Source organism: Nonomuraea sp. NPDC049784, from assembly GCF_040659615.1.
GTDB lineage: Bacteria > Actinomycetota > Actinomycetes > Streptosporangiales > Streptosporangiaceae > Nonomuraea.
In genome coordinates this window covers 1-11,850 of the sequence record NZ_JBFAMX010000295.1, presented here as the reverse complement: position 1 = coordinate 11,850, position 11,850 = coordinate 1, and the positions used below count along the sequence as shown (strand labels likewise).

At 68.8% G+C, this 11,850-nt stretch carries 11 protein-coding genes; 1 reads left to right on the top strand and 10 read right to left on the bottom strand.

From position 1 onward, the window contains the following. The 5 genes from AB0J09_RS39150 to AB0J09_RS39130 all read right to left on the bottom strand — a co-directional run. Positions 1-485 (bottom strand): dihydrodipicolinate reductase C-terminal domain-containing protein (locus tag AB0J09_RS39150; RefSeq protein ID WP_360702476.1); only part of this gene is annotated, 485 nt, incomplete at its 3' end. Positions 486-582: 97 nt separating this feature from the next. After that, positions 583-1,938 carry a pitrilysin family protein gene (locus AB0J09_RS39145; protein WP_360702473.1) on the bottom strand — a complete coding sequence of 452 codons (1,356 nt, stop codon included), beginning with the start codon at positions 1,936-1,938 and terminating at the stop codon, positions 583-585. Continuing rightward, the gene (locus tag AB0J09_RS39140; RefSeq protein ID WP_360702470.1) at positions 1,935-4,283 is read right to left on the bottom strand and encodes a polyribonucleotide nucleotidyltransferase; all 2,349 of its coding nucleotides are present in this window, start codon (positions 4,281-4,283) and stop codon (positions 1,935-1,937) included. The genes AB0J09_RS39145 and AB0J09_RS39140 overlap by 4 nt, the downstream gene beginning before the upstream one ends. A gap of 305 nt (positions 4,284-4,588) precedes the next feature. Continuing rightward, entirely contained in the window at positions 4,589-4,858 is a 270-nt protein-coding gene (gene rpsO / locus AB0J09_RS39135; protein ID WP_132592555.1) for a 30S ribosomal protein S15, read from the bottom strand. Positions 4,859-5,149: 291 nt separating this feature from the next. Beyond that, positions 5,150-6,076, bottom strand: a complete 927-nt coding sequence (locus tag AB0J09_RS39130) for a bifunctional riboflavin kinase/FAD synthetase (RefSeq protein WP_360702468.1) — start codon at positions 6,074-6,076, stop codon at positions 5,150-5,152. Between the two features lie 92 nt (positions 6,077-6,168). Between AB0J09_RS39130 and AB0J09_RS39125 the strand changes: the two genes are divergently transcribed. Next, positions 6,169-7,188 (top strand): SAM-dependent methyltransferase, encoded by a 1,020-nt coding sequence (locus tag AB0J09_RS39125; protein ID WP_360702465.1) that lies wholly within the window; start codon positions 6,169-6,171, stop codon positions 7,186-7,188. 60 nt (positions 7,189-7,248) lie between these two features. Here the strand turns inward: AB0J09_RS39125 and truB are convergent, their stop codons facing one another. The 5 genes from truB to infB form a co-directional block, all read right to left on the bottom strand. Beyond that, positions 7,249-8,121: a tRNA pseudouridine(55) synthase TruB gene (gene truB / locus AB0J09_RS39120; RefSeq protein ID WP_360702463.1), complete on the bottom strand. Its 873-nt coding sequence runs from the start codon at positions 8,119-8,121 to the stop codon at positions 7,249-7,251. Further along, a complete protein-coding gene (locus AB0J09_RS39115) occupies positions 8,121-9,152 on the bottom strand; it encodes a bifunctional oligoribonuclease/PAP phosphatase NrnA (protein ID WP_360702460.1) in 1,032 nt (343 codons plus the stop codon). Before AB0J09_RS39115 ends, truB begins: the two co-directional genes overlap by 1 nt. Then, positions 9,149-9,589 (bottom strand): 30S ribosome-binding factor RbfA, encoded by a 441-nt coding sequence (gene rbfA / locus AB0J09_RS39110; RefSeq protein WP_360702457.1) that lies wholly within the window; start codon positions 9,587-9,589, stop codon positions 9,149-9,151. The genes AB0J09_RS39115 and rbfA overlap by 4 nt, the downstream gene beginning before the upstream one ends. A gap of 39 nt (positions 9,590-9,628) precedes the next feature. Next, entirely contained in the window at positions 9,629-9,925 is a 297-nt protein-coding gene (locus AB0J09_RS39105) for a DUF503 domain-containing protein (protein ID WP_080042097.1), read from the bottom strand. Between the two features lie 117 nt (positions 9,926-10,042). Next, positions 10,043-11,850 (bottom strand): translation initiation factor IF-2 (gene infB / locus AB0J09_RS39100; RefSeq protein WP_360702454.1); only part of this gene is annotated, 1,808 nt, incomplete at its 5' end.

Genomic DNA, 11,850 nt, shown 5'->3' with positions numbered 1-11,850 from the left:
ATCTGCCCGAGCCCTGCCTTGCCGCGCGCCTCGGCCACCAGCTCCGCCGTACGCCGGGCCGTGCCGGACGGCGCGTCGGCCTTGTTGGGATGGTGCAGCTCGACGATCTCAACGGACTCGAAGTAGCGGGACGCCTGCTGGGCGAAGTGCATCATGAGCACAGCGGCGATGCCGAAGTTGGGCGCGATCAGGCAGTGGGTGCCCGGAGACTCGGCCAGCCATCCGCGCACGGTCTCCAGCCGTCCCTCGTCGAACCCGGTCGTCCCCACCACCGGATGGATGCCGTGGCGGATCGCCCACTCGAGGTTGCCCATGACCACGTCGGGATGGGTGAAGTCGACCACCACCTCGGCGCCCTCGAGCCCCTCGATGGGGTCGTCCTTGTCGAGCGCGGCCACCAGCTCCATGTCGGTGGCCGCCTCGACCGCCTTGCACACCTCGACGCCCACCCGACCGCGAGCGCCCAGCACACCTACCCTGATCACACGGCAACCCTATACCAGCAGGAAACCTGCCGACCGGACTGCCGTCCCGCCGTCGTGGCTGCTCAAGACCGTGACGGCAGCCCACTTGGCAGGTTTCTCACTCGCTGACGACGTCAGAGAAGTCCTTGTCGCCGTACGGGCCGATCACGGCGAGCGTGAGCGGCCGTTCGAGCACGTCCCTGGCCACCGCGTCGAGCTCGTCGGGGGTGACCGCCTCGATGCGGGACAGCACCTCGTCCACCGACATCAGCTCGTCGTAGACCAGCTCGTTCTTGCCGATGCGCGACATGCGCGAGCCGGTGTCCTCCAGGCCGAGCACGAGCCCGCCGCGCATCTGCCCCTTGCCGCGCATGATCTCGTCGGCGCTCAGGCCATCGGCCACCACCCTGGACACCTCGTCCCGGCAGATCTTGAGCACGTCGTCGATCTTCGACGGCAGACAGCCCACATAGATGCCGAACTGGCCGGTGTCAGCGTAAGCCGAGGTGTAGCTGTAGGCGGAGTAGGCCAGGCCGCGCTTCTCCCTGATCTCCTGGAAGAGCCTGGACGACATGCCGCCGCCCAGCGCGGCGTTGAGCACGCCGAGCGCGAACCTGCGGTCGTCCGTACGGGACAGGCCGGTCGTGCCGAGCACCAGATTGGCCTGCTCGGTCGGCCGGTCGAGCACCCGTACGCCGGAGCGCGTCTCGGCCCCCGGGCCGCTGGTGCGCGGCGGGGCGAACTCGGCCGGTCCGCTGAGCGCGCCCGCCCGCTCATACGCCCTGGTGACCAGTTCGACGACCTCTTCGTGCCGTACGTTGCCCGCGACGGACACGACGGTGCGGCGGGGCCGGTAGTAGCGGTGGTAGTACTCGGCGATCCGGTCGCGCCCGAGCGTGTTGATCGAGTCGACCGTGCCGAGGATGGGCCGGCCGATAGGCGAGTCGCCGTAGAGCGCGGCGGCGAACTGCTCGTGCACCACGTCGGAGGGGTCGTCGTCGTGCATGGCGATCTCCTCGAGGATCACGCCGCGCTCGGACTCGACGTCCTCCTCCGTGATGAGCGAGCTGGTCACCACGTCGGCGAGCACGTCGACCGCGATGGGCAGGTCCTCGTCGAGCACGCGCGCGTAGTAGCACGTGTACTCCTTGGCGGTGAAGGCGTTGATCTCACCGCCGATGCCCTCGATGGAGGCGGAGATCTCCATCGCGTCGCGCGTGGGGGTGCCCTTGAACAGCAGATGCTCAAGGAAGTGGGTGGCCCCCATGTGCTCGGGGGCCTCGTCGCGCGAGCCGATGCCGACCCACATGCCGACCGCGACGCTGCGCACGGTCGGCATGGTCTCGGTCACCACGCGCAGCCCGCCGGGGAGGACGGTGCGCCTCACCACCCCGGCTCCATCCCTGCCGGGGTGCAGCGTGGTCGTGAGCCCCTCAGGGAGGGACTCAGGACCGCTGTTCGTCAACTCGCTCACGAGTTCCGGTCGTCCCCGTCGTTGCTGCTGCCACGGGTGCGAACGCGGGTCCGGGTGCGACGGGGCCGATCCTGCTTGTCCTCGGCGGCCTCTCTCTCGGAAGCCTCCTCGGCAGGCGGAGCCTCCCCTGCCTCGTCGGCCCCGGCGGCGCCCTTCGCCTCCTTCTCGGCGGCCTCCTTCTCGATGACCTCGACGGGCACCAGCGAGAGCTTGCCCCGGGCGTCGATCTCGGCGATCTCGACCTGGATCTTCTCGCCGACGCTCATCACGTCTTCGACGTTCTCGATGCGCTTGCCGCCGTGCAGCTTGCGGATCTGCGAGACGTGCAGCAGACCGTCCTTGCCGGGCAGGAGCGAGATGAACGCGCCGAAGGCCGCGATCTTGACGACCGTGCCGATGTAGCGCTCACCGACCTCCGGCATGTGCGGGTTGGCGATGGCGTTGATCGCCGAACGGGCCGCCTCGGCGGACGGGCCATCGGTGGCGCCGATGTAGATCGTGCCGTCGTCCTCGATGGTGATCTCGGCGCCGGAGTCGTCCTGGATCTGGTTGATCATCTTGCCCTTCGGGCCGATGACCTCTCCGATCTTGTCGACCGGGACCTTGATGGTGATGATGCGCGGCGCGGTCGGGTTCATCTCCGCCGGAGAGGCGATCGCCTCCTGCATCACGTCGAGGATCGCCAGGCGGGCGCCCTTGGCCTGCTTCAGCGCGCCTGCGAGCACGCTCGCGGGAATGCCGTCGAGCTTGGTGTCGAGCTGCAGCGCGGTGATGACGTCCTTGGTGCCGGCGACCTTGAAGTCCATGTCGCCCATGGCGTCCTCGGCGCCGAGGATGTCGGTCAGCGTGACGTACGTGTCACCCTCGCCGATCAGGCCCATCGCGATGCCCGCGACCATCTCCTTGAGCGGCACACCGGCGTCGAGCAGCGCCATCGTGGACGCGCAGACCGAGCCCATCGAGGTGGAGCCGTTGGAGCCGAGCGCCTCGGAGACCTGGCGGATGGCGTACGGGAACTCCTCGCGGGTCGGGAGCACCGGGATCAGCGCCCGCTCGGCCAGCGCGCCGTGACCGATCTCGCGGCGCTTGGGCGAGCCCACCCGGCCGGTCTCGCCGGTGGAGTAGGGCGGGAAGTTGTAGTTGTGCATGTAGCGCTTGGTCCGCTCAGGGTTGAGCGTGTCGATGACCTGCTCCATGCGGAGCATGTTGAGCGTCGTGATGCCCATGATCTGGGTCTCGCCGCGCTCGAACAGGGCCGAGCCATGCACCCGGGGCACCACGTGGACCTCGGCCGACAGGGCGCGGATGTCCTTGGTGCCGCGTCCGTCGATACGGATGCCCTCGTTGATGACCCGCTCGCGCATGAGCTTCTTCATCACCGAGCGGAACGCGGCGGAGATCTCCTTCTCGCGCCCCTCGAACTCGGGCAGGAGCTTCTCGGCGGCCAGCGCCTTGACCTTCTCCAGCTCGTTCTCGCGCTCCTGCTTGCCGGCGATGGCCAGGGCGGCGGACAGCTCGGTCTTCACCGCGGCCTCGACCGCGTCGTAGACGTCCTCCTGGTAGTCCAGGAAGACCGGGTATTCGGCCGTCTCCTTGGCCGCGACCTGCGCGATGCGCGCCTGGGCCTCGCACAGCACCTTGATGAACGGCTTCGCCGCCTCCAGGCCCTGCGCGACGGTCTCCTCGGTCGGCGCGACGGCGCCCTCGGCGACCAGCTTGAGCGTGTCCTTGGTGGACTCGGCTTCGACCATCATGATCGCGACGTCGCCGTCGTCGAGCACGCGGCCCGCCACGACCATGTCGAACGTGGCTCGCTCCAGCTCGTGGTGCGTCGGGAAGGCCACCCACTGGCCGTCGATCAGCGCGACGCGCACGCCGCCGATCGGGCCGGAGAACGGCAGCCCGGCAAGCTGGGTCGACAGCGACGCGGCGTTGATCGCGACGACGTCGTAGAGGTGGTCGGGGTTGAGCGCCATCACGGTGGCGACAACCTGGATCTCGTTACGCAGGCCCTTCACGAACGACGGGCGCAGCGGCCGGTCGATCAGCCGGCAGGTGAGGATCGCGTCCTCGGAGGGACGGCCCTCACGGCGGAAGAACGAGCCGGGGATGCGACCCGCGGCGTACATGCGCTCTTCGACGTCGACCGTGAGCGGGAAGAAGTCGAAGTTCTCCTTGGGCGCTTTCGACGCGGTGGTGGCTGAGAGCACCATCGTGTCGCTGTCGAGGTAGGCGACGGCGGAGCCCGCCGCCTGGCGCGCGAGACGACCGGTCTCGAACCTGATCGTGCGTGTGCCGAATACGCCGTTGTCTATGACGGCTTCAGCAGTGTGGACACCCTCCACGGGGGACCTCCTTGTAGTCGGTCTCCCGCGCCCTTTTCTCACCGGCACCCTCGTTAGGTGCAGCGCCGGTCTTCGATCGAAGCGCCCGGTCACATTTCACTGTCAAATTCCTACCGGAAGCCACTACCGAGGACCGGCCCGCAGGCGTCGCGGGTCGCATGGTGCTGAGCGGACGCGGGGGCTGTGTGTCTCGGATCTTCAGTTGTACGTCAGGCGCGACGGCGTTTCCACGCCGCCACGCGCCCGACCATATGGCTCTACCCATATGAGAAAGGGAGCGGCGCGTGCGCCGCTCCCTTTCCATGTTATCGGCGCAGGCCGAGCCGCTCGATAAGCGAGCGGTAGCGCTGGATGTCGACCTTCTGCAGGTACTTCAGCAGGCGACGCCGGCGACCGACGAGCAGAAGCAGGCCACGACGGCTGTGGTGGTCGTGCTTGTGCGTCTTCAGGTGCTCGGTGAGCTCGCTGATGCGCTTGCTCAGCAGTGCGATCTGCACCTCGGGCGACCCGGTGTCGCCTTCGGCCGTCGCGTATTCGCTGATGATGGACTTCTTGGCAGCGGTGTCGAGGGACACGGCTCTCCTTTGAGCTACAGGCACGCGCGAATGAAATTGAGAGTGCGAACGACCGTGCGTGCCTACAGTCGCCGCGGTGAAGGCCGTCATGGGCAGCGCGCAGCGCCGCCGCTACAGAGCCGACATGCAAGGTTACCACCTCACACGGAGTACTCGGGTGCTACCCAGCCGGTCAAGCATGCGCTCCGTAACGGCGCTCAGCGGGTGAAGGGTCAGAGGGCGTTTCCTGGAGGGCCCTCAGCCAGGTGCGGCGGGTGGCCTGCCCGCGCGGAGCCGTAAAACATGGTGAATTCAGCGTGTGAGACGGCGGGCGGCCTCCACGTCGGCGTGAATTTGAGCGATAAGCGCGTCAATGGACTCGAAGCGCGTGTTGCCGCGCAGTCGCGCGGCGAACTCGACTGCCACGTGCACCCCGTACAGCTCCAGATCATCCCGATCCAGCGCATAGGCCTCGACCGTCCGCGGCACCCCCTCGAACGTCGGATTCGTGCCGACCGAAATCGCCGCCGGCCACCGCTCGCCCGCGTAGAGGGCGGGCAGGTTGGCCACCGGCACGCACTCCATCCACCCCGCGTAGACCCCGTCGGCCGGGATGGCGGTGTGCTGCGGCGTCTCGACGTTCGCGGTCGGGAAACCCAGCTGGCGCCCCCGCTGGTAGCCGCGCACGACCACGCCCTCCACCCGGTGCGGCCGCCCGAGCTGCTCACGGGCGCCCTCGACATCGCCCTCGACGAGCCGCTCGCGGATCGCGGCCGAGGAGACGGCGTCGAGCATGGGCACGACCTCCACCTCGAAATCGTACTTATCGCCCAGCGTCCGCAATGTCTCCACATCGCCGCTCGCCTGGTGCCCGAACACGAAGTCCTCCCCCACCGCCACGACGGCCGCCCGCAGCCGCTCGGCCAGCACGTTCTGGGCGAAGTCGTCCGGGCTCGTCCGCGACAGGTCGAGCGTGAACTGCACCACGTCGATCTCGTCCACACCCAGCCCGGCCAGCAGCTCAGCCCTGCGCCGCACGCTGGTGAGCCGCTGCGGGTGCGAACCGGGCCGCACCACCTCGTCTGGATGCGGCTCGAACGTGACAGCCACGCTACGCAGCCCCCGCTCGCGAGCGATGGCGACAGCCCGCTCGACCACCCGCCGGTGCCCGCGGTGGACCCCGTCGTACACACCTATGGTGACGACAGACCTTCCCGAACCCTGCACGCTAGGCCCCATTCGCTCGTGGCGGATCAATCCGACACAAGCCTGCCACGCGCGGCTCTATTCACTCGAACCGAGGGCTGGCAATCGAGATAGGATCGGACATCATGCCTCGTTACGCGCTTCTGATCCTGCCTGCCTTCAACCGGGTCTACGGGGAGAGCTCCATCCGGCTGACTCGTGGCGAGCTGGCCGTGTTCGACGCGCGCGGGCTGGGCGGGAAGGTGGTGGACACAGAGGAGACCACCATCGGGGGCGTGCCGTATGTGACGTTTGAGACGTCGCCGGACTTGAGCGAGTCGGATATCTCACTTTTGTCCAACCTTTCCTCTGTTTATGCGATTTTTGGGATGGAAGGGGAGCTGCTCCGGCCGCTCGCCATGAAGCCACTCGACCGGCTGAGCAGCGACCTGATCACCATCCAGAAGTACGCGGGAAAGACCAACGAGCACTTCACCAAGCTGCTGCTCAACGTCACCGTGCTGGCCGGGGACAAGGGCCTCGGCGAGCGGCTGGCGGTGTTCGACCCGATGTGCGGACGCGGCACGACGCTCAACCAGGCTCTCATGTACGGCTACGACGCCTACGGGCTCGACGTCGACGGCAAGGACTTCGAGGCCTACTCCGGGTTCATCAAGACCTGGCTGCGTAACAAGCGGCTCAAGCACACCGCCGAGACAGTGCCGGTGCGGCGCGAGCGGGCCCTGGTGGGGCGGCGGCTGAATGTGACGTTCGGGCTGTCGAAGGAGGCGCTCAAGGCCGGCGACGTGCAGCACCTGGCCATGGTGAACGCCGACACGCTCAAGAGCCGGGAGTTCTTCAAGCCGCGCTCGTTCGACGTCTTGGTGGCGGACGCGCCCTACGGCGTCCAGCACGGCAGCAAGGGCGGCAGCGGGCTGTCACGGAGCCCGCTGGAGCTCCTCAGGCAGGCCGTCCCGGTCTGGGCCGGGTTGCTTCGCCCCGGCGGCGCTATGGGCATCTCCTGGAACACCTACGGGGGCAAGAGCTCCGAGCTGGCCAAGATCCTCGCCGGGGCCGGCCTGGACGTGATGGACTACCCCGACTTCGAGCATTGGGTGGACCAGGCGATCGTCCGCGACATCATCGTCGCCCGCAAACCCGCCTGAGCCACCCCGGCTCGCGCGCCGGGGCACCCTCAGATGGCCCTCCAAGCGGCGGAGACAGCTCTAGGGGACGAAGACGGCGAGGGGCTTGGCGATGCGGCCGTGCTCCTCAACCAGCGCCAGCAGCTCACCCTCAGGCCCGAACACGCCGATCGGCCCCTTCCCGAGCCCGACGGCGCCCAGGCGCCCCCCATGCCCGATGACGCGCGCCTCCTCGGCCGTCACGTCCCGGCGCGGGAACGCCGCCGCCACCGCCTCGCCGATGGGCAGGATCACGCACTCCTCCGCGAGCTGCTCGACGGTCCTGGCCAGCGAGAGGTCGTAAGGCCCCACGCGGGTGCGCCGCAGCCGGGTCAGATGCCCCCCGACCCCGAGCGCCGCCCCCAGGTCGCGGGCCAGCGCGCGGATGTAGGTGCCGCTGGAGCAGGTCACGATCGCGTCCACGTCCACGACGTCATCGTGGGCCCGGATGTCGAGCACCTCGAACGACCGCACGGTGACAGGCCGGGCCTGCAGCTCGACCTCCTCGCCCGCGCGTGCCTTCTTGTAGGCGCGCTGCCCGTTCACCTTGATCGCGCTGACCTGCGGCGGGACCTGCATGATCTCACCGGTCAGCGCCGCGACGCCCTTGTGGATCTCGGCCGCCGTCACCTCTGACGCGGGTGCCGTGGCGGTGATCTCGCCCTCGGCGTCGTCGGTGTTCGTGTTCACGCCGAGCCGGATCGTGCCCTCGTACACCTTCTCGGTCAGCGTCAGGTGTCCGAGCAGCCTGGTGGCCTTCTCCACGCCGACCACGAGCACGCCTGTCGCCATCGGGTCGAGCGTGCCCGCGTGCCCCACGCGGCGGGTGCCGGCGATGCGCCGCATCTTGGCCACCACGTCATGGGACGTCCAGTCGCCGGGCTTGTCGACGATGATCAAACCGCTCTCGGCCATCAAACCTTCCCCAGCTCGCGCCGGAAGGCGCCCATGGTCGCCTCCACACTGTCGTGCGAGGTGTATCCGGCCGCGTTGTGGTGTCCGCCGCCGCCCAGCGCCGCGCAGACGGCTCCCACGTCGGCCGTGCCCTTGGACCGGGTCGACACCTGCCAGTGGCCGTGATCGTCCTCCTTGAGCACGACCGCGACCTCGGCCTCGTCGGTGCGCCGCACGATGTCGATGATGCCTTCCAGCTCCGCGTACGGCAGCCCTTGCGCGGCCCGATCGACCCGCGTCACGTACGTCCAGACCAGCCCGTCCTCCAGCACCGCCCGGTCGAGCGCGGCGGCCAGCACCTTGAGGTAGCCGAACGGTGAACGGTCCCACAGCTCGCGGGCGATCTCGTCGGTACGGAGCCCGGTCGCGACGAGCCTGGCCGCCATCTGGTGCACGGCAGGCGTGGTCGAGGAGTGCCGGAACGACCCCGTGTCGGTCACGAGCCCCGTGTACAGGCAGGTGGCGATGTCGCGGTCGAGCCGCCCGCCGAGCCGGTAGAGGAGCTGCTCGGCCGGCATGGCCGTGGCGGCAGCCGTGGAGTCGATGAGGCTGAGCGTGCCGAACCCCTCGTTCGACGGGTGGTGGTCCACCACGATCACCTCGTGCGCCCTGGCGGTGTTGTCACGCAGCAGCCCCAGCCGCTCGAACGTCGAGACGTCGAAGGTGATCATCAGCTTGGGCGCGACGGGATAATCCGCCGGCGGCACCAGCATCTCCTGCCCCGGCAGGAACCGCAGCAGCCGCGGCACCACGAAGTGATGGTCGCCGAACGACGCCACGACGCGCTTGCCCATCGACCGCAGCGCGAACCCCACGGCCAGCATCGAGCCGAGCGCGTCGCCGTCCGGTGTCACATGGCAGGCGAGCGCGATCTCCTCCGCCTGGCGGATCAGCCGCACCGCCCGGTCCCACGCGGCCTCAGGGATCGCGGTGACCGTGCGGGGCCCCAGACGGGCCGGGCGACCGGCCCTGTCGCGTACGTCGGGCGTCACTCCTGGTCGTCCTCACCCTCGTCCGGCTTCTTGTAGGGGTCGGCCTCCCCCGCGTAGGAGGCGGTCTCGGCCTGGCGCGCGACCTCGGCGTCCCGCGCCCTGGCGGCGAGGATCAGGTCGTCGAGGTGGCGCGCGCTGTCAGGCAGCGGGTCGTGCTTGAACGTCAGCGTCGGGGCGAAACGTACGCCGGTCTGGCGGCCCACCTCAGAACGGATGATCCCCTTGGCGCTCTCGAGGGCGGCCGCGCTGTCGCTCCGCTCGGCGTCGGAGCCGAACACCGTGTAGAACACCGTCGCCTCGCGCAGGTCAGCCGTGACGCGCGCGTCGGTCACGGTGACGAAGCCCAGGCGCGGGTCCTTGATCCGGCGTTCCAGCATCTCGGCGACGATCTGCTGGATGCGGTCGGCGAGTTTGCTCGCTCGTGCGGCATCCACCATGTTCGCTCCCCCTCACGCACGACCTGGCCGTGCTGTCGTTCAATCTTCGTCGTTGTAGAGCCGGTGCCTGGCGGACAGCAGCTCGATCTCAGGGCGGAAGGCCACCATCCGCTCGCAGGCGTCCAGCACCTCTTTGCAGTTTCCCGCGGAGGCGGAGACCACGGCGACGCCGACCTCGGCCCTGCGATGCAGGTCGAGATGGCCGGTCTCAGCCACCGCGATGCTGGGGTAACGGCGCTGCAGCTCGGCGATCAGCGGCCGCACGACAGAGCGCTTCTGCTTCAGCGACCTGACGTCGCCGAGCAGGATGTCCAGGGTCAGAGCACCCACATACATCGTTCGCAACCACCGCTTGACCTGGTGTGAACGCACGACCGGCCTGGTGCGGTGGGGACCAGGCCAGGGCGTGCGAGAAGCGCCCGGCGGATGTCCCGCCGGGCGCCCGGCCGCGCGTCACACGCGCGGCTTCTCCCGCATCTCGAATGTCTCGATCACGTCGTCGATCCGGATGTCGTTGTAACCGACACCGATGCCGCACTCGAAGCCCTCGCGGACCTCGGTGGCGTCATCCTTGAAGCGACGCAGGGACGAGACGGTCAGGTTGTCGGCGATGACGACGCCATCGCGGATGATCCTGGCCTTGCTGTTGCGGACGATCGTGCCGGAGCGGACCAGCGAACCGGCGACGTTGCCGATCTTCGGCACCTTGAAGACCTCGCGGACTTCGGCGGTGCCCATCTGGACCTCTTCGAACTCGGGCTTGAGCATGCCCTTGAGCGCCGCTTCGATCTCCTCGATCGCCTGGTAGATGACCGAGTAGTAGCGGATGTCGACGCCCTCGCGCTCGGCCAGGTCGCGCGCCCGAGGCTCGGGGCGGACGTTGAAGCCGATGATGACCGCGTTGTCGTCGGCGACGGCCAGGTTGACGTCGTACTCGGTGATCGCGCCGACCGCGCGGTGCAGGACACGGAGCCTGACCTCGTCGCCGACGTCGATCTTGAGCAGGGCGTCTTCCAGGGCCTCCACCGAACCGGACACGTCACCCTTGATGATGAGCTTGAGCTCGTCGACGCGGCCCTTCTCGAGGTCGCTGAACAGCTCTTCGAGGGTGCGGCGACGGCTCGACTTCGCCATGTCGGCGCTGCGCTTGCGCGCCGCGCGCTGCTGGGCGATCTGCCGGGCCATCCGGTCGTCGGTGACCACGATGAAGTTGTCACCGGCGCTCGGCACGGCCGTCAGACCCATCACCAGGACCGGACGGGACGGCGTGGCCTCCTCGACCGCGTCGCCGTTGTCGTCGAGCATCGCGCGGACGCGGCCGAAGGCCTCGCCACACACGATCGAGTCGCCGACGCGCAGCGTGCCGCGCTGGACCAAGACGGTCGCGACAGGGCCGCGGCCCTTGTCGAGGTGCGCCTCGATCGCGATGCCCTGGGCGTCCATCGTCGGGTTGGCCCGCAGGTCGAGCTCGGCGTCCGCGGTCAGCAGGATGGCCTCGAGGAGCTCGTCGATGCCCGTGCCGTTCTTCGCCGAGATGTCGACGAACAGCGTCGAGCCGCCGTACTCCTCCGCCACCAGGCCGTACTCGGTGAGCTGGGCCCGGACCTTGTTGGGGTCGGCGCCCTCCTTGTCGACCTTGTTGACCGCGACCACGATCGGCACCTCGGCCGCCTGGGCGTGGTTGAGGGCCTCGATCGTCTGCGGCTTCACACCGTCGTCGGCCGCGACCACCAGCACTGCGATGTCGGTGGACTTGGCGCCTCGGGCACGCATGGCGGTGAACGCCTCGTGACCCGGGGTGTCGATGAAGGTGATCTTCCGGTCTTCGCCCTCGTGCTCGGTGGCGACCTGGTAAGCACCGATGTGCTGGGTGATGCCACCCGCCTCGCGCGCCACCACGTTGGTCTTGCGGATGGCGTCGAGCAGCTTGGTCTTACCGTGGTCGACGTGACCCATGACGGTCACGACCGGCGGGCGCGCGGCCAGGTCGGCCTCGTCGCCCTCGTCCTCGCCGAACTCGATGTCGAAGGCCTCGAGAAGCTCGCGGTCCTCCTCCTCCGGGCTGACGACCTGGATGTTGTAGTCCAGCTCCTGACCGAGCAGCTGCAGTGTCTCCTCGTTGACCGACTGCGTCGCGGTCACCATCTCGCCGAGGTGCAGCATGATCTGCACGAGCGAGGCGGGGTTCGCGCCGATGCGGTCGGCGAAGTCGGACAGCGACGCACCGCGCGGAAGGCGGATCGTCGCGCCGTTGCCACGAG